Origin of the sequence: Saccharibacillus endophyticus (assembly GCF_013185185.1) — a bacterium.
Lineage (GTDB): Bacteria > Bacillota > Bacilli > Paenibacillales > Paenibacillaceae > Saccharibacillus > Saccharibacillus endophyticus.
This window is the reverse complement of record NZ_JAAZWE010000009.1, coordinates 12116-36893: the sequence shown is the minus strand read 5'-3', so window position 1 is coordinate 36893 and position 24778 is coordinate 12116. Positions and strand designations below refer to the sequence as shown.

Sequence of the window (24778 nt, the reverse complement as noted above, 5' to 3'; positions counted from 1 at the left end):
AAATTAAGATGTAACGTAGGTTATGACGATATGATATGAGATGAGTACATGCGGCTTGCTTGAGAGGAACGTTTCTTCAAGCAGTGCGCGGGAGGATAACGATAAATGAGTACACAACAAATTACAAGACGCGACGTCGAGCTATTGGCACCTGCCGGTGACTGGGATTGCATGCGTGCAGCCGTAGCCAACGGTGCGGACGCGGTCTTTTTTGGCGTTGAAAAGTTCAATGCGCGCGCGCGCGCGAACAACTTCCGGATGGACGAACTGCCTGAGATCATGGGCTTTTTGCATAGCTACGGGGTAAAAGGATTTCTGACTTTCAACATTTTGGTTTTCGAAAACGAACTTGAGGATGCGCGCGGACTGATCGATGCTTGCGTAGCTGCCGGCGTGGATGCGGTCATCGTGCAGGATTTGGGTCTGGTTAAAATGATTCGCGAGATTTCGCCGGACTTCCCGATCCACGGTTCGACGCAGATGACGATCACGTCGCCGGAAGCGGTCGAGTTCACCAAGCCTTTTAACATGGAACGGGTCGTATTGGGGCGTGAAAACAATCTCAAGCAAATCCAAAAGATCGGCGAGCAAGCCAAGCTGCCGATGGAAGTATTCGTGCACGGCGCGCTGTGCGTATCGTACTCAGGTCAATGCCTGACGTCGGAGATGTGGGGCGGGCGTTCGGCCAACCGCGGCGAATGCGCGCAGGCTTGCCGCCTTCCGTACGACCTGATGGTCGACGGCGAACACAAACCGATGGGCGATATCGCGTACCTGCTGTCGCCGAAAGACTTGGCCGCGATCGATATCATGCCGGAGCTGATCCAGGCAGGCGTGACTTCTTTCAAAATCGAAGGTCGTCTGAAAACGCCGGAGTACGTCGCGAACGTGGTCAGCAAGTATAATGCAGCGATCAACCGTTACTTCGACGGCGACGATTCGAAGCCTTCGGAAGAAGAGGTTCGCGAGCTGCAGCAAAGCTTCTCGCGCGGTCTGACGCACGGATTCTTGGACGGGACGAACAACAAGCAGCTGGTCGAAGGCACTTTCCCGAAAAGCCGCGGCGTTTATCTGGGACGGGTCGAGCAGATTCTGCGCGACGGCGTCGTCTGCCGCATCGAAGCTCCGCTCAAGCGCGGCGACGGCATCGTGTTCGACGCGGGAGATCCGACGAAGAAAGAAGAAGGCGGACGCGTCTATGACGTGCGCCGCAAAGGCGTGAAGCTTGAAGGCGAAGCCGGTCAAGGCTGGGTCATCGACATCGTGCCGGGACGCAACGACGTCGATCTGCGTCGTTTGCACGTCGGGGACCGCATTTGGAAAACGAATGACCCGGCGCTGGATCGCAGATTGCGTCAAACGTTCGAAACCGAGAAGCCGTACCGCGTATTCCCGTTGACGGTCAAAGTCATGGGCAATCCGGGTCAACCTCTGGTTTCGATCTGGACGGACGTGGACAAAGGGACTACAGTTCGCGTGGAGTCCGAGATGGAGCTGGAGATTGCCAAGAAGCGTCCATTGGGCTACGAGATCCTGGAAGAGCAGTTCGGCCGCCTGGGCGGTACCGTGTATCAGCTGGAAGAGCTGGACGTGCAGCTGCACGGCGACGTCATCGTGCCGATGCGCGAGCTGAACGCCATGCGCCGCCGCGCGGTCGACGAATTGGCCGGCGAGCGTCCGAAGCCTCCGGTATACGTGCATCGCGATATCGAAGTGTACGGCGACTCGTCGCATACGGCGAAGCCGATCGAGCGTTCGGAAGCCCGCATCACGGCGTTGTGCCGCAGCCTGCCGCAGGTGGAAGCTGCTCTTGAAGCCGGCGTCGAGATGATCTATGCGGACTTCGAGTTTATCAAGCAGTTCCCGGCGGCCGTCGCGGCCGTGCGGGCAGCCGGCAAAAAGATCGCGTTGGCGACGCCGCGTATCCATATGCCGAACGAAAACGGCTACCATGCGAACATCCTGCGTTTGGAGCCGGATGCGGTGCTGGTACGCAATACGGGCGCTCTGTATTATTACCTGCGCCACCGGATGGAGAACCCGGACAAGAACCATCCGGAGCTGATCGGCGATTTCTCGCTCAACGTGGCGAACCACAAAGCCGTCGACCTGTTCCTGGAAGCCGGTCTTGACCGCGTGACGCCGTCGTACGACCTGAACATCCAACAGATGGTCGATCTGCTCGGACGCTCGCAGACGGACAAGATGGAGATCGTGATTCATCAGCATCTGCCGATGTTCCATACCGAGCACTGCGTATACTGCACGTTCATGAGCGAAGGCACCGACTTCACGAACTGCGGCCGCCCGTGCGAAGAACAGCGCGCGTCGCTGCGCGACCGTATCGGCATGTCCCACCCGGTCCGCGTCGACGAAGGCTGCCGGAATACGGTATACAACGCGATCGAGCAGTCCGGCGCGGAATACCTGAACGAGTTCCTCGATTCGGGCGTGCCGAGCTATCGCGTCGAGTTCCTCGAAGAGACGCCGGAGCAGGTGTTGGAGGTTATCGATCTGTACACGCGTGCATTGAGCGGCAAGATCAGCGGTTCGGAAGTTTGGCGCAAGCTGAAAGCGACGAATCAGTTGGGGGTTACGCGGGGGCAGTTGGTGAAGTAAGACGTTCGAATAAGGAAAAGGCGCTTCGCAGAATATGCGAAGCGCCTTTTTTGTAAGCCGAAATTTAGAATTGGATCGAAGAGAAAGCGTCGATTTGTTCTTTGGATGCCGGATCCGCCGCGATTAATGCATCGTAAACGGCAGCATCTTCTTGGCCGGTTTTTTTCAAAGCGATCAAGTACCAACGGGCAGCTTCGAGATTATCGCCGTTCGTGTAATCTTCCGTCAACATGCCCTTGAGCATCGAGACCGCCTGGTCAGGCTCGTTCAGGAAGTAATGAAGTTTGGCCGCATTGATCGTCATTTGCGGCGAAGCATAGAATTCGCGTCCTTGAAGCTGGCCTTCCGGCAGTGTTTTCAAATGTTCGACTCCTGCAAGCAGCTTATCGTAAGCGGCAAGGCCTTCTTTGGCATAAAACTCTCTGCCTTCCGCGTCTCCTTGGCCGAACGACTGGTAGCTAAGATTCGCGGCCTGCGTTATCACTTGGTTATACCAATCCATATCCCAAGTGAAGCGATCCAGTCCTTCGGAGAAGAGCATGAAGCTGCTTTTTTGATCGGCTTTCAAGTTATAAACAGAAGCCAATTGGTTGATGATATCTTTGCTGTTGGCTTCTTTCGAATAAACGTCTTTCAGCAGCGCTTCGGCCTCGTCCAGATAGTGCGTGTCCTGCGTGCTGTTATACACGCTTTGCAGTACGACCGCTAGCTGGGCTACCGTAGTCGGATAAGTCGGACGTACCGCGAGAGCCCGATCCAGCGGTTCTCTGACCTGCTCGTAGCTTTTTTGCTCCGTACTCTGCATCAGAACCGTCGCTTCCTGGCTTGCGCTGACCGAAGCGATATAACGTCCCGATACGACCAGAAGCACGATAGCGATGACGCCGGCCGCGATGCCGTAAAGCGTCGGTACGCCCGAACCCGAACTGTCGGTTACTGTTTTTTTCGAAGCCTCAGCCTCTTTCTTTCTGAACAGCGGCTTGGCTTCGATAGCGGCGGCCATGCCTCCGAGCGCAAAGAACACGATCAGGCTGACATACACATAGCTCATATTGAAGTCCAGCATGCTGTGCATCAGAATCGAGAACGCGATCAGGAAGTAGAAGAAATTAGCGTTCTTTTTCTCTTCGTCTTGGCTTCTGAAGTAACTGCGAATATACAAGTAAAAGACATAGATCAGGAAAGATAGAAGCACCACGATGCCTACTATGCCGGTTTCGTCCAGGTACTGCAAGAAGTAATTGTGCGTTTGGTTACTGATGTACGGGTTGTTCTGGTACTTCTCGTATAAAACAGCCCAAGCGCCGCCGCCGCCGCCCAGTACCGGGTAGTCGGCGACCAATTTCATGGCGTCTTTGTAGAACGTGATCCGTTCCAGTACGCTATGCTGTTGGAAGTTGATATTCTCGACGCGCACGCGCACGTTTTCCGGCAAAGCATTGCGAAGTCCGGTTCCGATGAGCAGGAAGGCCAGTACGGCGACGACAACGATGCCTCCCAGCGGCAGCCACAAGCTCGCCGTACGCTTTGCGGACCATTGTTCGAACTTGCGCTCGAACAATGGTTGCAGGTAACGGCCTGTCAGCCAAATGAGAGCAGCGTTAATCGCGGATGCTCCGATCAGCAGCGCCCAGCCTTTGAAAGCATCTCCGCCGTCATACACCTGATTCAAGCTCAAGCCGAGATCGGTAATCGGCTGAAGCACCGCCAACGAAATCGCCGTAGCGATGACCAGGTTGATGATCCAAATCAACTGCTGTGCAGGCTTCAGGAACAGCAGCAGTACGATAAAGACGACCGGCAGCATCACAAGTCCGCCGCGCGACAGCGTCAAGGCGATAGACAGGACGATCGGTACAAGCATAAAGCCGTGAATCAAACGATCGTACAGTTTCAACGAACGGCTTGCCGTAAACAGAACGGCGAACAGCATCGCCATCAAGAAGGCGGCATAGGTATTCGCGTACTGGAACACCGAAGTCAGACGCAGACCGTTCGAGTCGGTCATTACAGCATCGGTATATACGCCGTTGCTGACGATATGCGTGAACCAGCCGACGAGGCTTCCCGCGAACATTCGCTGGCCGAACCAGTTGATAAAGCCATAGATGACAATGACATAAGTGGTCCAAAGCAATGCGGCACGCATCACGCGGTTGGCCGAACGATGTTGAAGCAAAAATACGCCGATCGTAAAGAAAGCGGCGTTGGCGCACATAATTAAAATCATGTCCATTGCCATAAAGTGCGAAACTGCAGGGATCAACGAGAGTATATATGTAAGAGGCAGCAGCCATACTCCTATAGCGGTGATCTCCCGACGGTCCGTGATTCGCATGTGCTTGATAAACGCGGCTACACATAGCAGCAGCAGGGCGGAGGTGCCGATGACGGCCCAGTAAATCGGCCGTTCGAACTCGATACGCTGCCCGTTAAACAATCCTTGCTGGAAAGGCGCCCAGATTAAGAATATAATGAGGGCTGATACAAGAGTCCAGATCAAAGTAGTTCCGCTATTCATTCGTTCAATGGATATTCGTTCCTTTTTGCTCGACTCGTTGTACATATTACCGTATACTTGGTTAGTCAATGTAATATCTCCTTTACTTGAGGGTACTGAAGTATTTTATCATAGAATTTGAAAAAATAGATATTTAGCAGAGCATAAGCAATATTAGAACGTACTAAGCCCCTTTTCAGATTTGAAAATGAAAAATAAGGAGGTTATATAATGGAAATGAACAGTCTTGATTATTGGAATGATTTATTTGAAAAAGATTGGGAACTTAGAGGCGGGAGAAAACAAACAAGTTATTTTACAAACTTAGCTTTAAAAAATTTACCTCGTGAATTTATCACTTCTCTCAGAAAGCAGAAAGATTTTTCTATGCTTGATTGGGGATGCGCTGAGGGAGACGGTGTAAAGTGTTTATCCGATCATTTTCCAGAAATGACTTTGCAAGGGTTAGACTATTCCGAAAGTGCTGTTGAGAAAGCCGAATCCAATTACCCGCAATATGACTTTTATAAAGGTTCTTTACTTGATTATAATTTAAAATACAATATTATATTTACTTCTAATACCTTAGAACATTTTGAGAACCCCTACGAATGGCTTGATCAAATCATGGAACATACAAAAGATTTTTTGATCGTTATGGTTCCTTTTATGGAAACAGAAAGAATTAAAGAACATTTTTTCACTTTTGACTACGAAAGCTTTCCTATCGAAAATAATGGTTTTGTATTAGTTTATTTTAAAATAATTGAATCAGATCCGACATTTTGGCCAGGACAACAAATTTTAATAGTATATGGAAGTTCAAAATCGAAGCTACTGAAAGAATTTAATCTTAAGCAAATAGACAGTTATGGCATTGATTCTTCTGAATCAACAACACTTTTGATCCAAAAATTGAAAAGCGAAATCAAACATAGAGACGAAATAATAGAGGCTTTTTTTAAAGAAAAAGAAAATTATCTTTCTTGGCTTGAAGCATCCAAACAAGAAATATCTAAAAGAGATGAGTCAGTAGCTGCGTTACAATCAGAAATTCAATACTACAAAACGGAAAATGCTGCCTTACTAGATTGGGTTAATACAAGCAAAGAAGAAATTTTGAAAAGAGACAAAACCGTATACTACTACAAAAGTAAGCTAGAAAGTTTACAAGAAGAATAAATGTATATTGAAGATGTTTTTCAAAGGAGAATTGTAATTGGGTCATTTTAAAACGACGTTGAAATATAAATTTTTGCTTAATGAATTAGTGATGCGCGACATCAAAATTAAATACCGTCGCTCGTTTCTAGGCGTATTATGGACTCTTTTGAATCCACTGTTGATGATGATTGTATTAACTTTAATTTTTTCAAATATTTTCAGGTTTTCTATCGATAATTTCCCAGTATATTTGCTTTGTGGACAATTGATTTTCAATTTTTTTAGTGAAGCTTCCAATATGGCATTGACCTCAATTTTGAGTAACGGAAGTTTAATCAAAAAAGTGTATGTACCTAAATATTTATTCCCGCTATCAAAAGTTTTTTCTAGTCTTGTGAACTTGTTTGCATCCTTTGTTGCTTTACTTTTGGTAATGATTTTTACACAAAGTCAAATCACATGGACAATTTTGTTTGCACCGTTACCTCTATTATACATTTGTTTATTCACACTTGGCGTATCCTTACTCTTATCGGCTTTGAGTGTCTTCTTCCGTGATATTATGCATCTGTATGGGGTTCTTCTTACCGCTTGGATGTATTTTACGCCTGTATTCTATCCTCTGGACATACTCCCTGAAGGCATACGAAGTATCGTCGAATTTAATCCGCTGACATCTTTTATTAATTTATTCAGAGAAGTGGTTATGTATAATCAGGTCCCTACATTAAGCCTAAATCTGGTTTGTCTAGCATATAGCTTAGTCATGCTAGGAATTGGAGCTTACGTTTTTTATAAAAATCAAGACAAATTCATCCTGCACATATAGAAAGGAACTTAGTTGTGAGCGAAGTTATTGTAGAAATCGATCACGTATCTATGCAATTTAATCTCTACAAAGAGAGAGTAGATAGTATTAAAGAGTATATGATTAAAATGTTTAAGAAACAGATGAATGTTGAACCTTTTATTGCATTGCAAGATATTTCGTTCAAAGTTGAAAAAGGCGATTCTTTGGCTTTGTTAGGCATGAACGGGTCCGGAAAAAGTACGTTACTCAAATTAATTGCCGGAGTTTTAAAACCAACTACTGGTTCAATAAAAACAGTAGGAACGATTGCGCCCATGATCGAACTTGGAGCTGGATTTGATATTGATTTAACAGCACGGGAAAATATTTTTCTGAATGGAGCCGTTTTAGGGTATTCTAAAGCCGACATGGTGAGCCATTTTGATAAAATCATTGATTTCTCAGAACTTCATGATTTCGTTGATGTGCCTATAAAAAACTTTTCGTCTGGAATGTTGGCACGACTTGGCTTTTCTATTTCTACAGTGACACAGCCGGATATTTTGATTATTGATGAAATCTTATCGGTAGGTGATTACAAGTTTCAAGAAAAGTGCGAAATCCGAATACACGAAATGATTCAAGGCGGAACTACTATTCTATTTGTCTCGCATAGCATGGAACAGGTTAAAGAGATTTGTAATAAAGCAGTATATATTGAAAAAGGTCATGTTTTGGAATACGGTGACGTCCACCAGATCTGTGATCGTTATATGGTTTGAATGAAGATTTCTAAAAGCGAACGTGTATACAGAAAGAGAAAATGAGGAGTTGTAATGAAATCTATATTGTATCTTTCTTTGATTGATTGGGACTATATTATGCAGCGTCCTCAACATATCGCGAACGAACTGAGCAAAAACTACGAAGTAGATTATATTTATGAGAAAAGCACATTGAAATGGCTACTTGAACAAAAAAATAAAACTAAAGCTGAAAATAATAAGCATGATCGGTTACATTTAAAAAGGATATGGGTACAACCATTTGGTCGTTTCAAAAAAATCGATCATCTTAATATTCGTATTGTCAAAAAAATTATTACTGATTTGCTGGCTCAAAAAGAATATGAAATGATATGGGTCACGCATCCTAAATATGTAGATACAATCCCTTCATCGTATAAAGGAAAGATTGTATACGACTGTATGGATTATCATGCAGGTTTTCACGACGATCCAGAAAAAAGAACGGAAATTGAATTCCAAGAACAACGTTTAGCGCAAGTAGCCGACTATATTTTTACCAGCAGCCAGTTGTTGTATCAGCGAATTGTGTCCTATGCGACTTTCGAAAAGGTACATTTTGTTCCAAACGCCGCAGATAGTTCGCATTTCATGCAAGCCAGATCGCCAAAGTCAGGCGCTAGAACTATCGTTGGTTATTTTGGCACTATTTCTTATTGGTTTGATTTTGAATTATTAGAAAAATTGTCTACTGAATTTTCCGACTTGGAATTTCAAATGATTGGTCCAATAGAAGTAGCCGGCATAGTCAAGCGATTCAGCTCGTTTCCAAACGTGAAATTTCTAGGCAAAGTGAATTTTGAAGTGTTGCCTATTTATTTAAAGGAATTTGACGTTTGCATTATGCCTTTCAAAAAAAACGATTTAATCGAATCTGTAGACCCGGTTAAAATTTATGAATATTTGGCTGGAGGTAAGCCTGTTGTAAGCGTATATTACGAAGGTCTGGAACGATTCTCTGATTATATTTATACAGCAACCAGCTTTACGGAATTCTCTGAGCAGCTTATTAAAGCTTTGAAAGAAGACAACTTGCAAGAAGCAGAGAAACGGATTTCTTTTGTATCTGAAAACACTTGGACAGAAAGAGCACTCTTTATGCAAAAAAAAATAAATGAAATTCATTTATAAACTCATTTAGTAATCAACCAAGACTATTGAAAGATTAATTTTTTGATTTACGATAAAACTGTAATTAAGGCTTGTTTCATGTATATGAATTTTGGGAGTCATTACACAGCTATATAAATTTACATTCCGCATAAAAAAAGGTTGAAGTCACATTCGAATGAATGTGACTTCAACCTTTTTAGTAAATGTATAAAAAACGAGTAATATGTTTTTTGCTTTTATAATTCTTTGCGGTAATTGTGAGGCATCCAAACGGTATCCCATTTCTTTTCAAAGTAAATCTTGTTTTTATCAAAAATTTCTCTGTATTTTTTATCTTGCAGTTTTTTGAAAGAAACACTTCCGAAATGATGAATAAATACATCTTCAGCACATGCAACTGTATATCCTGCTTTTTTAAGTGCCATAGAGTAATCATCATCTTCAAACATACCAACTTCATAGTCTTCGTCTAAATATCCGACTTCTTTGATAATTTCTGCTTTGAAGGCTACGCAGAACATAGCAAGTACCGGAATTTGGCTATAAGTTTGGTTCTGATACTGGGTTGTATAATCAATCGCAAAACGATCCATCTCGTCGATCGAAGTGTAGTCTACATGGATTTGAGCTTCATTCCCGATCGAGTTCGTTACAGGGCCGACCATGCCTACATGATCTTTGTTCAAATGCTTGATCAAGCCGCTAATCCATCCGCGAGTCACAATCGTGTCGTTATTGAGCAAGATGATGTACTCGCCTTCCGAAGCACGAATCCCTACGTTATTACCCGCAGCAAAGCCCAGATTCTGGTCATTCAAGATCACTCTGACATTAGACATATTTTTCTGAAGGTCCAACAGGTAAGCGGGCGTATCGTCTTGTGAATCATTATCAACGATGACCAATTCATAATTAGGATACGCAGTTTTTTGGAAAATGCTATCTATGCACTTTTTGGTGTAATCCAGGTTGTTGTACGTAATCAGCACAACGCTAACTTTTGGAGCCATGCTTTGAAGATATTGATCCAGTTCGATACAACGTTGATTCCAATCGTTCTGTTCAGCTAATTGCATCAGTTCGTCAGAATCTTTCAGAATATCCGTTTGATTCAGGCATGCCGCCACATATTCATAAAATTGTTCATTGGAGTTTGCTAAATACACATATTCATCTCGATATATTTCAAGTTCAGGAATTTCAGTCGCCACGATTTTTTTTCCGGCACTGAGGTATTCATAAAATTTGACAGGATTAGTCGCTTTGATCAATTCAATGTCTGATTTGAATGGGATCAAACAAACATCATAGTCTTCTAAATACTTCGGCAAGTCGGTGTACTTCTTTTCGCCTAAAAAGTTTACGTTTTTGTACTTGTTCAATTCCATACATTCTTCATGGCTAACATGCCCGATCAATTCGATGGCTACATCCGGTAATTTCTCTGCTAGAATCGCGATTTTTTCTGTATCAAACCATTCTGCGATAGCGCCATAATAGCCGATCTTTTTCTCTTTTTGCTTAGAGGATTTTGCAGCTTGATTGAAGAAGGTAAATTCAGTACCATTTCGAATAATCTCGATTTTTTTTGCAAAAGGTTTTGCTTTTTCATACAAGTCTTGAGAAGTAGCAATAACCAGGTCGCTGATCGAGAATAATTCTTTTGTATAACTAATTAGGTTAGCGCTGGCTGTGTCTTTAAAATCGTTATAATCGTCAATGTAATCAAATACAATTTTGAACCCGAAATGTTCTTTTAAATAATGGGCAATAGGAACCCAATTTGGATATTCTACGATCACCGTACAGTCTCGAATGTGATAAGGATTCAAAATAGCACTTAAGTCTTTAGCCATTTTTATAATATTGGTGCTGTAGTCGATATCATAAATGCGTGTACCGAAATGATTGGACAAGGTAACTTCTTCCAAGTTGGCTTGACGATGTTTGACGTGCACATTGGAAGAGTGGAAATTTGCATTAAAGTAAAACACTCGATGCCCTAGTTTGGCTAGATTCTGAGAAAGATGTTGAGGTCTTTGGAATCTGAAATCCCAATCAATCACGGATAAGAAAATAATATCTTGTTTTTTATAGTCAAAAGAATTGATTTTTAAATCTACTTTAGGTTTTTTCTCTACAAGCGGAATAGGTTTCGTATCCGCGGTTACCGCTGGCTGAATCGGATGATTTGCAGCGGTTTGAGTGGCAACGGACTTTTTAATCAAAAAGCGTTTTGGCACGACTTTATCGCGAACTCTATAATAACGAAGCGCAAATTTCCAAAGGTTGGAGTTTTTAATATTTGAAATTTCTTGATACGCTCTGTTTTTCTCTTCTTCCGCTTTAGCGAATTTGATATGTAGTTCTTCTAATTGTTTTTGTAGAGAATTTACCTGTTCCGTATCAAAATCTGGTTTTTGATTTAGCTTGTATGTTAAGCTAATATTAGTTTCTTTTAGCTCACCTAATTCTTGATTGAGAATTCTTTTCTCATTGAAGAATTCTGACTTTAAGGAATCATGGGATTTTTGGAGGGTACTGAATAATTCATTGGCGTTATTCAATGATTCCGCATAGTCGCATTGTAAGCGATCCATTATAACTTTAAGATCTTGATTGGTTAATTGTAAATGCTCTTTTTCAGCGTATAGGTCGAAAATTCGAGTCTTATATTCAACAGAACGATGTGAGAAGCCAATAGGATCATCAGTTTTTTTTAAGGTCGTAACGTTAGTAGTAAAAGATTTAATGTTTTTTGTTAAAACATAAGCAATTAAATAGCTGTCTTTTGATGAAATCATTTCTAATGCAGAAAGATCCTCAAAGGGAAATTGAAAAGGTATATCTTGCAAGGCATCTGAAATTTGGAAACCACTCACATTCATGCCTAAATAATGCGTAGAATGAATCGCGTATCCAGCTTGTACAAAAAACTTGTCGTAATCATCTCTTAAATATTCGTTGCCCCATATCCATTCTTTTTTTCGCATTTTGTTATAACGGAATAATAGATATGGCAAGGAATGCGCATTGGGCATAATAAATACGTAGTATTTTGAATTAAACATCAAAAGATCTTTAAGTATGTCTAGTAATTGTTCGTCAGTAAAATGCTCCATCACGCCGCTATTCCAAACAATATCGTATTCTTGTGAATCAGGCTTTAAGTTAAGGAGATCGCCTTCTATAAAAGTTCCTTCCAAATTGAGATTAGCATAGCAAGCTTTAGCCTTCTTGAGAGCAACAGGACTAAAATCAAAAAGCGATGTTTCAAAGTTATGCTGAGCTAAGTAAGCAGAAAGGTGGCCGCTCCCACAACCCAGTTCAATACTTTTTGCACAATCGCCTAGGTTGAATGTTTTAAAGATGTTCAAGATTTCATGGCCTAATTTTTTTTCTCCTTCGTCTATCTCAATATCATATTTTTCAGAAACCAAATCCCATAAATTTATGTTTTCATCCATTAAAGCATTACTCCCTTTAATAAATATTTTGTGGATTATACATTAGCTATTGTAACAGGAGTAATAACTAAAGCAAATTGGTTTGTATAACTGTAAAATGGTTTTAACTAAAACTCATTTTAGCTTTTGCTAAAATGTATAACATAGAATCTATTTTGAAATACTTTTCTTTCAGTTCGCTTTTTAAAAATAGTAAAAACGATAAGTTAATTTGTTTAAGTCAGGAGAGATTTTAAAATTGAATTTTGAAAAAAAGAATCTGAGTATCAATGTATATTATTTTATTCCACTTATTTCTTTGCTTTCAATTTTTGTGAGTGAAAGCATAGCGCGATCCAATCCTTTAGATGTTTTAATATGGTTAATTCAGAGACCAATAGAATTTGTAGTCAACTGGGCGTTATATATTTTAATTTTTTTTGTAGTGTTTATCTCTAAAAAAAATGCTAAGTTGCTATTTTTTCTTTTGTTCAATCTCATATTTATTTTTTCTGTAATTAATTTAGTTAAAAAGAATTTTTTAGGTGAACCATTACAATTTTCTGATCTTTTATTAGGAGAAGAAAAATCAATTCTTTTTAGCAATTGGAGTACATATATAAAAATAGAATATGTTTTTGGTTTGATCTCAATCAATCTTATGATGGTCCTTTTGTTTAAAACAATAAATTTGAATTATGCAAAAAACAGCTTCAAAAAGACGATGTTCTCATTACTATTACTTATGTCATTGGTAGTTGGCATGCAACCTGAAAATCTGGGTCAAGTTTTTAAAATAGAAAACAAATTTTGGAATCAAGCAGAAAACCACGAGGAGAATGGTTTTTTGTTGTCAATTGTAATGAGTACTCAATTTAGTAAAGTTGCTCCTCCTAAAGGATATAGTAAGGAAACCATAAAAAATATTCGAGTTGATTTACCGAGTTCTATTAAACACCATCAGGGACAAGTACAACCTAATATAATTGCGATAATGAGTGAGGCTTTTTGGGATCCAACTTCTCTTTCAGAGATAAATTTTAAGCAAGATCCCATTCCCTTCTTTCATTCGTTACAATCCAAGTTCTCTTCAGGTATGCTTTTATCTCCTGTTCATGGAGGAAAAACTGCTAATACAGAATTTGAGTTTCTGACTGGAAACTCAATGAACTTTCTTCCAGAAGGCAGTGTAGCTTATTTGAATTTTGTGAATCAACCTCTAGAGTCATTGGCAAGTATATTACGAAAACAAGGGTATATTGCTTCTGCAATCCATACTTATGATAATTGGTTTTGGAATCGAAACTTGGTATATGAAAAGTTAGGTTTTAATAATTTTGTAAGTAAAGAATTCTTTGATAATCCTGATTACTCAGGTGTTTTTATTTCAGACCAAGAACTGACCGATGCTATAAAAAAGCAAATAAACTTAAATGATAAGCCATCTTTTATTTTCGCAGTATCCATGGAAAATCATGCTATGTACGATGTGAAGAAGTATGGAGAAATCACTTTAGATTATAATTTTATAGACCCAGAAGGATTAAGTAATACAGCTAGTGAGGAATTAGAAAGTTACTCAATTGGGATCAATAATGCTGATAAAGCATTAAAAAGTTTAGTGGAATATTATGAAGCGCAGGATACTCCTACGGTAATTGCATTTTTTGGAGACCATCTTCCTGTAATTCCAGAAGTATATGGAGAAGCTGATTTTTTTGGTGAATACTCAAATACTTTTGACAAAACAGACTTAAAACAATATTTAAAAGCATATAGTGTTCCTTATGTAATATGGAATAATTACGGAATGGAAAAAATAGATTTAGATATGAATGCATTTTATTTAGGAGGTTCTATTTTAAAGAGAACCAATTTAGAATTAAGTGATTATTTCGAATTATTGAATGTTTTTCAAAATAAACAACCTTTAATACCTGCTAAACAATTTCAAAGTCAATTTTCAAATGACTCAAAAATGATTGAAAAACATGAAATGCTTCAATACGATCGCTTATTTGGTGCAAATTATTTATCGGAAAAATCTATTGCTAACATTCCATTTGCTAACTATTTTTTAGGTTCTGATAAAATGGTTATTGATACAACTTATCCTAATATTATTGCACATGGTCAAAAGTTTAATATCGTCGATAGTCAATCGGCACTTAGTTTTACTGGACAAAATTTTTATTCTAATGCTAAAGTTTTTATTAATGATCAAGTGGCTAAAAATTTTGCTATTGATGGAAATACTGCTTCATTACTCCTTTCGGATGAAGCATATTCGCAACCGGGCGAGCTACATCTTCAGTTGAAGGTGCTGGACTCAAAGGATATGATTATAGCAGAGTCAAATGTTATTACCGTTATAATTGAATGAGAAAATAGAATGGAGTGGTATTATATGAAAGGTATTATTCTTGCAGGTGGAACAGGTTCGCGATTGTATCCGTTGACCAAAGTGACTAATAAGCATTTATTGCCTGTTGGTAAATACCCAATGATTTTTCATTCTGTTTATAAATTGAAGTCTGCAGGAATAGAAGATATTTTGATTGTAACTGGTAAAGACCATATGGGTGACGTTGTTAACCTTTTAGGTAGCGGTTTAGATATGGGAGTGAATTTTACATACAAAGTCCAAGACGAAGCCGGCGGCATTGCTCAAGCGCTCAACCTAGCCGAGCACTTCGTTGGCGAAGATCAAATGGTCGTCATCCTTGGAGACAATGTTTTCGAAGACGATATTACTCCTTTCGTAGAAAATTTTCGTACTCAAATGCTCGGAGCCAAAATTCTAATCCAGAAAGTTCACGATCCGAAACGCTTTGGCGTTCCGGAAATCGACGGAGACAAAATCGTGTCTATCGAAGAAAAGCCGCAGGAGCCGAAGAGCAGTTACGCTGTAACCGGGATTTATATGTTCGACCACAGCGTATTCGATATCGTCAAAACGCTGAAACCTTCCGCACGCGGCGAACTGGAAATTACCGACGTCAATAACGCTTATATCGCGAACGGTCAATTGACCTATGATGTGCTTACCGGTTGGTGGACAGACGCGGGCACTCACGCTTCGTTAGCCCGCGCCAACGAACTGGCTCAAAGCATCGTTTTCGGAGAAGAATTTGGCAAACTTAAGCTTTAATAAGGAGGCGTTCAGATTATGAAAGTCACTCCTCTAACTCTTGAAGGAGCTGCACTTATCGAACCCGTGGTACACGGCGACCACCGCGGTTTTTTCATGGAAAGTTACAACGAAGCCCTGATGAAAGAAACGGGCATTCATTATAACTTTATTCAAGACAATCAGTCTTTGTCCGCGCAGCCCGGCGTACTTCGCGGCCTGCACTACCAGCTCAATCCCAAAGCCCAAACCAAGCTGCTTCGCGTCGTATCCGGTGCGATTTACGACGTCATCGTCGACGTGCGCCGCAGCTCGCCGACCTTCGGACAATGGCAGGGCTTCATTTTAAGCGAATTCAATCATCGTCAATTGCTTGTACCGAAAGGGTTCGCGCACGGCTTCTGCACACTGGTTCCCAACACCCAAGTTATGTACAAAGTCGACGAGTATTATTCACCCGAACACGATCACGGTATCCTTTGGAACGACCCAGCACTCGGCATAGACTGGCCGACTTCCAATCCGATCTTGTCTGAAAAAGATCAAAAGCATCCGCTTCTTCAAGACGCAGAACTGAACTTTGAATAACTACAAGCTCTCCCTAAGGAGAGCTTTTTATACGAAAATAGGAGGCAAATTACTTATGAAACTACTTGTCACCGGCGGAGCCGGCTTCATCGGCAGCAACTTCGTCCTGTATATGCTTCAGCAGCACCCCGATTACGAAATCATTAACGTGGACGCTCTGACTTATGCAGGGAATCTCGAAAATCTCAAAGCGATCGAACAAAACCCCAAGCATACTTTCGTCAAAGCCGATATCTGCGACGCCGCCAAAATGGATGAGTTGATCGGCCAAGGTGTCGATATCGTCGTCAATTTCGCTGCCGAATCGCACGTGGACCGCAGTATTCTCGAACCGGACGTTTTCGTCAAAACAAACGTTCTCGGCACGCAAGTTCTGCTCGACGCGGCCAAAAAGCACAGCATCACGAAGTTTGTTCAAGTTTCCACGGACGAAGTCTACGGTACTCTCGGCGAAACCGGCCTCTTCACGGAAGAAACGCCGTTGACGCCGAACAGCCCGTATTCCGCATCCAAAGCCGGAGGCGATCTGCTGGTTCGCGCTTACAACGAGACGTTCGGTCTCCCGGTCAATATCACGCGTTGCTCCAACAATTACGGCCCGTATCAATTCCCGGAAAAACTGATCCCGCTTATCATTTCGAAGGCGCTGAACGACCAGCCTCTGCCAGTATATGGCGACGGACTGAACATTCGCGACTGGCTGTACGTGGAAGACCACTGCAGCGCGATCGATCTGGTCATTCACAAAGGCGTAAACGGCGAAGTTTACAACATCGGCGGCAACAACGAGCGGACGAACCTGCATATCATCCGTACGATCCTGGAGCAGCTCGGCAAGCCGGAATCGCTGATTACTTACGTACAGGATCGCCCGGGCCACGACCGCCGCTACGGGATCGACCCGACGAAAATCACGAACGAACTCGGCTGGAAGCCGAAGCACAACTTCGAAACCGGCATCCGCGAGACGATTTCTTGGTATCTGTCCAACAAAGAATGGTGGACTCGTATCCAATCCGGTGAGTATGAGCAGTATTACGCCAAGCAGTACGGAAGCAGATTGGAACAAGCCTAATGAAAGTACTTGTTACCGGCGCATCCGGACAATTGGGTCGAGACGTCGTTATGCTTTTAAATGAATCCGGCCATGAAGTCAAAGGCTGCGGCCGTTCGGAGTTGGACATCGCTGATCAGCAGCAGTGCGAGAAGGTCATCGGTGAATACCGGCCCGAAGCGATTATTCACTGCGCGGCTTATACTGCTGTCGATGCGGCTGAAGAAGACGTAGACGGTGCATATTGTATCAACACATCCGGTACGCGCAACATCGCCGTCGCTGCGGAAAACGTCGGAGCCAAATTTGTCTATATCAGCACTGACTATGTGTTCGACGGTCAGGCTGATCGTCCTTACCGCGAATACGACAATACTTCTCCGCAAACCGTTTACGGGGAAAGCAAACGAGCAGGAGAAGTGCTGACGCAAACGCTAAGCTCTAAATATTTCATTGTTAGAACTTCATGGGTTTACGGACAATACGGCAGCAATTTCGTCAAAACGATGCTGAAACTGGGCGCGGAAAAAGACAGCCTAAGCGTCGTGCATGACCAGATCGGCTCGCCGACGTATACTGTGGATCTGGCGCGTTTTCTGCTACAATTGATCCAAACGGAAAAATACGGCATTTACCACGCTTCGAATTCCGGACATTGCTCTTGGCATGAGTTCGCGCAAGCAATCTTTCAGACCGCCGGTTTGCAGGTGAACGTTCTGCCGGTGACGACCGAGCAATTTCCCCGTCCGGCTAAGCGTCCCGCGTACTCGGTCATGGATCATACCGCGATTCGTGCTAACGATCTTCAAGATCTTCCGCACTGGCGGGACGGATTGCGACGCTTCTTGGCGGAGGTAAAGCAGTGAGGGTGGATCGTGAACAAAATTCAAGTCTTGCTTTCCTCTTACAATGGGGAAAGGTACATAACGGAACAACTGAATAGCCTCTCTTCACAAACGCAAGCAAACTGGACGATCCGCTTGCGTGACGACGGTTCTTCCGATCGGACATGGCCGATCATCGAAGCCTGGCAAGCCAAGTTTGCGGATCGCATGTTTTCGGAAAAGGCGCTTAACGTTGGCGTGATCCCCAGCTTTTTTGAATTAATCGGACAGGCTGACGAAGAATCGGACTACTTTTGTTTTTGCGATCAGGACGACGTATGGCTGCCCGAAAAAATGGAACGCGCTATCGATCGGTTATCGGAAGTGGAAAAAGACGTCCCGGCGATGGTTTTTACTTCTACCCAGCTTGTCGATGCCGATTTAAATCCGTTGGGCATCTGGCCGGAAAAGCCGCTTAAAGCTCCTTCTTTTTACAATGCTCTGGTTCAAAACATTGCCGTCGGCGCCACCGTCACCTTCAACCGCTCCGCTTTACAACTTGTACGCAGCCATATGCCCGACACCAACCGCGTTCTGATGCACGATTGGTGGTTCTACCTCTGCGTTTCTGCTTTCGGCGAAGTCCTGTACGATCCTGAACCTTCGATCCTTTACCGCCAACACGGCAATAACGCGGTCGGAGGCGAGACGTCGAAGCTGGGCAAGCTGAAGAAGAAATGGGCCAGCTTTCGCAAGCACCGCGGATCACATAAGTTGGTTGAGCAGGCACGCGAGTTTCACCGCCTTTACGCCTCGGAGCTGCACGACAAGGATAAGCTTCAGCAGCTTGAATGGTTTATTGCTCCGCGTGATCGCTTCAGGCAGCGGCTGAACTACTTGCGGCGTTCCAAACTGTACCGCCAATCCCGCATAGAAAATCTTTTATTCCGCTTCCTCATCTTGATTAAATATATTTAAAATTTTAACCATCCGTTCCTGGATGGTTATTTTTATGTTTAAAATAGGAAAATTGAGACTATAGACTCATCCAAGTTGTCCCAAAATGCTTGCTGGGTATGTTAATATAAAGAGGACTAAGGCCTAATATATGGATAGGGAAGAAGTGTTAGGGGACATCGACCTAATTAGGCGGGGTTATTAAAAACAGAGGTGGGAAAAGAAATGAGTAAAACATTAGCTCGAAAAGCGATCGGAGTGCTTCTGGGAGCGGCACTCATGATCCCTACGGGCACGGGAGCTTTCGCGGCAAGCGCTTCAACGCAGCATACCGATGCCGCAACGAAGAAGACTGCCGGAATTCAAGGTCACTGGGCGCAGCAGGTTATGCAAAATTGGAAAGACAAAGGGTACATAAACGGCTATGCAGACGGGGAACTGCATCCGAACGATCGCGTCAGCCGGGCCGAACTGGCGGCGTTGATCAACCGCTCGTCTGGCTTTACGTCGGCATCCGACATTTCCTATACGGACGTGCCGACTGACTCTTGGTACTTTGCGGATGTAGCCAAAGCGAGTGCTGCCGGCTATATGCAAGGGGACGGTAACGGAAAATTCCGTCCTACTGGAGAGGTTTCGCGTCAGGAACTCGCCGTCGTATTGGCTTCTTTGACGAAGATGGAGCCGGCCGCTGACTCGGCCAATTTCTCCGATACCGCAAACAGTCCTGCCTGGAGCAAAGGCGCAATCGGAGCAGTCGCCAAATCCGGTCTCATGACCGGAAGCGCCGGAACCTTCAAGCCTACGGCTGCAGCCACCCGCGCCGAAGTCGTAACGGTATTGGATCGTGCGGCCAAGGTGAATCCTACAGCTCCTGCGGTCACGTATAACGAAGCCGGAACGTACGGACCGGAAAAAGGCACCGATACGGTTCAAGGTTCGGTTCAGGTTACTCAAGCCGGCGTCACTTTACGCAATACCGTAATCGAAGGCGATTTGCTGCTAGGCAAAGAAATCGCGAACGGGGACGTGACGTTGGATAACGTAACCGTAAAAGGAACCACCAAGATTGAAGGAGGCGGACCGAACAGCATTCACGTCGTCGATTCCGTCCTCGTTACCGTTCTGGTCGACAAACGCGACGGCAGCGTGCGAATCGTGACCGAAGGAAACAGTTCGGTTTCGCAAATCACGCTTCAATCGGGCGCTTACCTGCAGGAGAATGGAACAGGTTCGGGTTTTGCCGACGTAATCTTGTCGAATCTGATTCCGGCTGGGTCTACCGTACGTATGGCCGGTCAATTCGAAACATTGGAGATCTCGGCAGCTTCGCTCAACGTTAACCTGTCTTCCGGATCGGTCGGCGAAGTAACGATCGAAGAAGGAGCAGCAGGAACGAACCTGAACGTCAGCACGGCGGCGCGCATCGCGCAGCTTATTCTTAACGCGGCTGCCAATGTAACAGGAACGGGCACGATCGCCAACGCGCAGGTCAATGCATCCGGCGTTACGTTCCAAAATAACCCGCAGCAAATGACGGTAGCGAACGGCGTCCTTGCTCCTTCGGTCAGCAGCGCCGTTTCGACGGGCGGAAGCGGCGCCGGCGGATCTTCTTCCGTGCCGGCTCCGACGACTCCGGTCTCCGACCGTCTGGACGTCACGAACGGAAGCGCGGCTCTGCGTTTCGCAAACGCCGTGAACGGTCTGACGCTGGAAGATTTGTCAGTGAACGCTACGGTCACGGGCGTCACGTATTCACTGGAAGATGTCGCTTTCGACGGAGCTTCCAATACGCTTTCTTTCAAGCCTCTTTCTCTGGACGATTTTTACGGGAAAGAACTGAAAGTAAACGTTTCGCCGGCAGCCGGAACCGTCAAATTCACGACGACTCTAACCGGTGCGGCGCGCATCGAAGGCTTCTCCGGCATCATTACCGATGTGGATAATCAGCCGGTCGAAGGAATGCGTATCGACTTCCGCCGCGGTACCGGCAGCACGAGCGGCGCGATTGCGGCTTCGGTTCTGACCGATGCTGCGGGGCGTTATGTCGCATACGTGCCGGTGGGCATTTACACGGGCGTCACTTCGAAACCTGGATTTATTCCGGGTACGATCGTAGCCGTAGGAATCAGCGATTCGTACAACCGTTCTGAAAACCACACGGCAATCAAAGTTCCGGCCAGCGACGAGATCCGGATCGTGCTGACTTGGGGCGAGCGTCCGCGCGACGAGGATTCCCATCTGTTGGGTCCCGTAGGCGACGGATACGGCTTCCATACTTGGTATGGAGAAAAGCAAGCTTACGACCAAGGTGAACTGGTTGCGGATCTGGATCACGACGACACTAGCTCGTACGGACCGGAAACGACAACCATCCGCCAAAAGATCAACGGAACTTATCAATTCTACGTGCATAACTTCTCCGGTAACGGAGACGGCACGAGTACGTTGAAAAACTCCGGCGCCAAAGTCGAGGTCTACGTAGGCGACGAATCGGTTCCGACTACAAGCTATACGATTCCGACCGGAGACAGCAGCGAGATCTACTGGTATGTGTTCGACATGACGATCAATAACGGCGAAATCACCTTCGCGGAGAAAAACGAGTTCGCCAATCATTCTCCGCAACCGCTGTATGATCAAACGAGACCCGATTACGAATCGATCTTGATCGAAGAAAGCGCGAAACTGCTCAGCGTAACGGATGCCACATATGTTAAATTGGGCGATGACATCCCGTTGACGATGAACGGAACGTCGATTCGCCAAGACGTAGCCGTGAACATCAAAAAAATCGAAGAGCGCGGCGTAACGGATGAGGTGTACACTGTCGTCGGCGATGTTTATACGGTCACCGGTGACGTATATATCGGAAAAGTGAACAACAACATCGTATTCACGGATTATAACTTGGGCACGCAATCGGTCGAATACAAAGTAACGGTAGAGCTCAGCCTGAACGGCGAAAGTCTTGTCCGCGATATTTGGATTGCGATTCCGAACGTACATGACCTGCTGGAGCGGGCCGTTGAGCGGAGCGCTGCGGTTCTGGAAGCAGATCCCGACTATACGGCATTACGAGATGCTTACAACGAAGCTGTCGTAGCCCTCGACTCGGGCGAGGCTCTGCTGCAAATTCAGGCGCGCAACAAACTGTTGGAACTGCTGTTTTAAAAAATGAAGGTTGATCGTTAGAAGTTTAATTCTCAACGATCCCAAGTCCTTCCTAAACAGAATCCAAAGTTCCATTCCATCAATCTCTGTGTTACTCTGTAAAGAGGAATGCAGAGATCTTTTTCTGTCATGCATGATCTGTTTTTCTACTATCAATATTGTCAGGAGCGTACTTAAATCATGGACGTAAGTATACTGATTCTTAACTATAATACGTGCCAGCTGACGATGGACTGTATTCACTCGGTGTTTAATTCGCAAACCCGGTACACCTACGAAATTATTTTGATCGACAATAACTCATCCGATAATTCGGTAGAGGTTCTTTCTAACGCCTTCCCTTCGGTGATTATGATCGCCAATCACGACAACGTCGGCTTCGCTAAAGCCAACAATCAAGGCATGCGAATCTCAAAAGGGCGTTATGTGCTATTGCTGAACTCCGACACCGTTATTCAACCGGATACACTTGAAACAATGGTTGCCTACATGGACGAAAATCCACAAGTGGGTGCTTCGGGCTGCAAAGTGCTGCTGGCTGACGGAACACTGGACAAGACCTGCAAACGCGGACTGCCGACGCCGTCGGCTTCCTTCTACTATATGTTTGGTTTCTCCAAAATGTTCCCGGACAAGCCGAAATACAACCAATACCAACTCAGCTACCTTGATCCGGATGAAGAGCATCCTGTCGACTGCCTCGTAGGCGCGTTCATGCTGGTGCGTGCGGAAGCGATCCGAGAAGTCGGCATGCTGGACGAGAACTTTTTCATGTACGGCGAAGATCTAGACTGGTGCTACCGCATCAAGCAGGCAGGGTGGGCGATCCGTTATTATCCGCGGACGTTCATCCTGCATTACAAAGGCGCGAGCAGCAAACGTCGTCCGGTTAAGTTGCTTTACGAGTTCCACCGCGCAATGGTCGTATTCTACCGCAAGCATTACCGGGAGAAGTACGCTTGGCCGGTAAACGGGTTCATCTACACGGGAATCGGCGTCAAGTTTACGATGACCCTTATCCGTAATAGGCTACGTCCGGTCAAGGACACGCAGGATCCTCCGACCAGCGGAGGAGAAAGTCCGGCACTGCCGGTTCGAGGTGAAGCATGCTCCGCAAAAATCAGCAATTTCTAACCCAGGTTTATATGGTTGCCGACCTGGCGGTCATTCAAGCCTCTTTCCTACTTGCCTGGTGGCTACGTTTCGAAAGCGGCTTGTTCGGGTTCGTTTATCCGATTCCGATCAAGTATTATTTGGTGTGGAGTTTGGTATACGGCGCAATCGCGCTGCTAACCGGACTTATTAGCGGCCTGTATTCGCCTAAGCGACGCAAACGCTTTGCGGACGATTTTATACGAGTCGTACAAACGCATATCATCGGATTCTTCTTGTTGCTGGGCGCGATGTACTTTGCCAAAGAAATTAATATCTCGCGTTCTTATCTGTTCCTTTACATGGCGCTTAGCGTCATCTTGCTGGTGTTATACCGTTACGGAGTCAAGCAAATCCTCCGTGCGCTTCGTAGAAAAGGCTACAACAAGCAATTTATGCTCATTGTAGGCGCAGGGGCGCTCGGTCGACGGTTTCATCTGAATATGCAGCATTATCCGGAGCTTGGTTACGAAGTTGTCGGGTTTCTGGATGATGAATTGAGTTGGAAAAAAGGAGAAACAGAGTATCCGGAAGTTTTGGGCCGATTAGGCGACTTACGTGCAACGCTTGATCGGTTCCGAATCATCGACGAGGTTATTTTGGCACTGCCTTACGGAGAGTCGGATAAATACCCGAAGCTGATGGAAATTTGCGAGCAGGCTGGCGTACATACGATGATCGTTCCCGACTACTACGACTTCTTGCCGACTCGTCCCGTATTCGACAATTTTGCAGGCATGCCGCTGATCAATGTGCGCGAAGTCCCATTGGATCTAGCCGCTAACCGTTTTTTCAAAAGACTGTTCGATATCGTGTTTGCGATGCTTGCGCTTATCGTGACTTTGCCTATCCTGTTAGCAGTAGCCATCGGCGTGAAAATGACTTCGCCAGGGCCGATCATCTTCAAACAGGAGCGGGTCGGCTTTAATCGTCGTCATTTCAATATGTACAAATTCCGCTCCATGCGCGCCCAAGTCGCCGAAGACGAGGATACCGGCTGGACGACGAAAAACGACCCGAGACGCACTAAGTTCGGAACCTTCATCCGCCGCACCAGCCTGGATGAACTTCCGCAGTTCTTCAACGTTCTGCTCGGCCAGATGAGCGTCGTCGGCCCAAGACCGGAACGCCCGCATTACGTCGAACTGTTCCGTGACCAGGTGCCGAACTACATGCTCAAGCACCACGTTCTTCCCGGCATCACCGGCTATGCCCAATGCGCCGGCCTCCGCGGAGACACCTCCATCGAGAAACGCATCGAATACGACCTGTTCTACATCGAAAACTGGACTTTCCTTTTCGACGTCCGTCTAGTGTTCATCACCATCTACAAAATGTTTACTGATAAAAACGCCTATTAACTAAACATAAACACACAAAAACGGCCGTCTCTTATGGAGACGGCCGTTTGACGTCGAGAAAGCCCTTATTCAAAACAAGGCGATAGCGGAGGGAGAAATT

Annotated in this window: 16 protein-coding genes; 14 read left to right on the top strand and 2 right to left on the bottom strand. The window is 44.9% G+C overall.

Annotation, left to right across the window (positions count from 1 at the left end; translation table 11 throughout):
* Window positions 1-105: 105 nt before the first annotated feature.
* Window positions 106-2619 carry a U32 family peptidase gene (locus HRQ63_RS23810; protein WP_172247648.1) on the top strand — a complete coding sequence of 838 codons (2514 nt, stop codon included), beginning with the start codon at window positions 106-108 and terminating at the stop codon, window positions 2617-2619.
* 64 nt (window positions 2620-2683) lie between these two features.
* Here the strand turns inward: HRQ63_RS23810 and HRQ63_RS23805 are convergent, their stop codons facing one another.
* The gene (locus tag HRQ63_RS23805) at window positions 2684-5209 is read right to left on the bottom strand and encodes an O-antigen ligase family protein (protein WP_172247647.1); all 2526 of its coding nucleotides are present in this window, start codon (window positions 5207-5209) and stop codon (window positions 2684-2686) included.
* 141 nt (window positions 5210-5350) lie between these two features.
* On the opposite strand from HRQ63_RS23805, the gene HRQ63_RS23800 reads away from it, so the two are divergent.
* Genes HRQ63_RS23800 through HRQ63_RS23785 form a run of 4 tightly spaced genes read left to right on the top strand, consistent with a single transcriptional unit; the run spans window position 5351 to window position 9010 of the window.
* The gene (locus HRQ63_RS23800; RefSeq protein WP_172247646.1) at window positions 5351-6301 is read left to right on the top strand and encodes a class I SAM-dependent methyltransferase; all 951 of its coding nucleotides are present in this window, start codon (window positions 5351-5353) and stop codon (window positions 6299-6301) included.
* 37 nt (window positions 6302-6338) lie between these two features.
* Window positions 6339-7112: an ABC transporter permease gene (locus tag HRQ63_RS23795; protein WP_229714338.1), complete on the top strand. Its 774-nt coding sequence runs from the start codon at window positions 6339-6341 to the stop codon at window positions 7110-7112.
* A gap of 14 nt (window positions 7113-7126) precedes the next feature.
* Window positions 7127-7855: an ABC transporter ATP-binding protein gene (locus HRQ63_RS23790; protein WP_229714339.1), complete on the top strand. Its 729-nt coding sequence runs from the start codon at window positions 7127-7129 to the stop codon at window positions 7853-7855.
* A gap of 54 nt (window positions 7856-7909) precedes the next feature.
* Window positions 7910-9010 carry a glycosyltransferase gene (locus tag HRQ63_RS23785; RefSeq protein WP_172247645.1) on the top strand — a complete coding sequence of 367 codons (1101 nt, stop codon included), beginning with the start codon at window positions 7910-7912 and terminating at the stop codon, window positions 9008-9010.
* A 218-nt stretch (window positions 9011-9228) separates the two neighbouring features.
* Here the strand turns inward: HRQ63_RS23785 and HRQ63_RS23780 are convergent, their stop codons facing one another.
* Window positions 9229-12459, bottom strand: a complete 3231-nt coding sequence (locus HRQ63_RS23780; RefSeq protein WP_172247644.1) for a glycosyltransferase — start codon at window positions 12457-12459, stop codon at window positions 9229-9231.
* A gap of 238 nt (window positions 12460-12697) precedes the next feature.
* On the opposite strand from HRQ63_RS23780, the gene HRQ63_RS23775 reads away from it, so the two are divergent.
* The 9 genes from HRQ63_RS23775 to HRQ63_RS23735 all read left to right on the top strand — a co-directional run bounded on the left by HRQ63_RS23775 (window position 12698) and on the right by HRQ63_RS23735 (window position 24678).
* A complete protein-coding gene (locus HRQ63_RS23775; protein ID WP_172247643.1) occupies window positions 12698-14821 on the top strand; it encodes an LTA synthase family protein in 2124 nt (707 codons plus the stop codon).
* Window positions 14822-14845: 24 nt separating this feature from the next.
* Entirely contained in the window at window positions 14846-15589 is a 744-nt protein-coding gene (locus tag HRQ63_RS23770; protein WP_172247642.1) for a sugar phosphate nucleotidyltransferase, read from the top strand.
* A gap of 18 nt (window positions 15590-15607) precedes the next feature.
* Entirely contained in the window at window positions 15608-16156 is a 549-nt protein-coding gene (gene rfbC / locus HRQ63_RS23765) for a dTDP-4-dehydrorhamnose 3,5-epimerase (protein WP_172247641.1), read from the top strand.
* Window positions 16157-16211: 55 nt separating this feature from the next.
* Window positions 16212-17231 carry a dTDP-glucose 4,6-dehydratase gene (rfbB, locus tag HRQ63_RS23760; RefSeq protein ID WP_172247640.1) on the top strand — a complete coding sequence of 340 codons (1020 nt, stop codon included), beginning with the start codon at window positions 16212-16214 and terminating at the stop codon, window positions 17229-17231.
* Window positions 17231-18076, top strand: a complete 846-nt coding sequence (gene rfbD, locus HRQ63_RS23755; RefSeq protein WP_172247639.1) for a dTDP-4-dehydrorhamnose reductase — start codon at window positions 17231-17233, stop codon at window positions 18074-18076. Before rfbB ends, rfbD begins: the two co-directional genes overlap by 1 nt.
* A gap of 9 nt (window positions 18077-18085) precedes the next feature.
* Entirely contained in the window at window positions 18086-19012 is a 927-nt protein-coding gene (locus tag HRQ63_RS23750) for a glycosyltransferase family 2 protein (protein ID WP_172247638.1), read from the top strand.
* Window positions 19013-19216: 204 nt separating this feature from the next.
* Window positions 19217-22165 carry an S-layer homology domain-containing protein gene (locus tag HRQ63_RS23745; RefSeq protein ID WP_172247637.1) on the top strand — a complete coding sequence of 983 codons (2949 nt, stop codon included), beginning with the start codon at window positions 19217-19219 and terminating at the stop codon, window positions 22163-22165.
* Window positions 22166-22345: 180 nt separating this feature from the next.
* Window positions 22346-23299 (top strand): glycosyltransferase family 2 protein, encoded by a 954-nt coding sequence (locus tag HRQ63_RS23740; RefSeq protein WP_172247636.1) that lies wholly within the window; start codon window positions 22346-22348, stop codon window positions 23297-23299.
* Window positions 23272-24678 carry an undecaprenyl-phosphate glucose phosphotransferase gene (locus HRQ63_RS23735; protein ID WP_172247635.1) on the top strand — a complete coding sequence of 469 codons (1407 nt, stop codon included), beginning with the start codon at window positions 23272-23274 and terminating at the stop codon, window positions 24676-24678. Before HRQ63_RS23740 ends, HRQ63_RS23735 begins: the two co-directional genes overlap by 28 nt.
* Window positions 24679-24778 lie beyond the last annotated feature (100 nt).

Excerpts from the sequence above, each read along its gene's own strand:
- HRQ63_RS23770 (WP_172247642.1), top strand. The coding sequence starts at position 14,846 with ATGAAAGGTATTATTCTTGCAGGTGGAACAGGTTCGCGATTGTATCCG.
- HRQ63_RS23740 (WP_172247636.1), top strand. The coding sequence starts at position 22,346 with ATGGACGTAAGTATACTGATTCTTAACTATAATACGTGCCAGCTGACG.
- HRQ63_RS23785 (WP_172247645.1), top strand. The coding sequence starts at position 7,910 with ATGAAATCTATATTGTATCTTTCTTTGATTGATTGGGACTATATTATG.
- HRQ63_RS23780 (WP_172247644.1), bottom strand. The coding sequence starts at position 12,459 with ATGGATGAAAACATAAATTTATGGGATTTGGTTTCTGAAAAATATGAT.
- rfbB (WP_172247640.1), top strand. The coding sequence starts at position 16,212 with ATGAAACTACTTGTCACCGGCGGAGCCGGCTTCATCGGCAGCAACTTC.
- rfbC (WP_172247641.1), top strand. The coding sequence starts at position 15,608 with ATGAAAGTCACTCCTCTAACTCTTGAAGGAGCTGCACTTATCGAACCC.
- HRQ63_RS23735 (WP_172247635.1), top strand. The coding sequence starts at position 23,272 with ATGCTCCGCAAAAATCAGCAATTTCTAACCCAGGTTTATATGGTTGCC.
- HRQ63_RS23745 (WP_172247637.1), top strand. The coding sequence starts at position 19,217 with ATGAGTAAAACATTAGCTCGAAAAGCGATCGGAGTGCTTCTGGGAGCG.
- HRQ63_RS23800 (WP_172247646.1), top strand. The coding sequence starts at position 5,351 with ATGGAAATGAACAGTCTTGATTATTGGAATGATTTATTTGAAAAAGAT.
- HRQ63_RS23810 (WP_172247648.1), top strand. The coding sequence starts at position 106 with ATGAGTACACAACAAATTACAAGACGCGACGTCGAGCTATTGGCACCT.
- rfbD (WP_172247639.1), top strand. The coding sequence starts at position 17,231 with ATGAAAGTACTTGTTACCGGCGCATCCGGACAATTGGGTCGAGACGTC.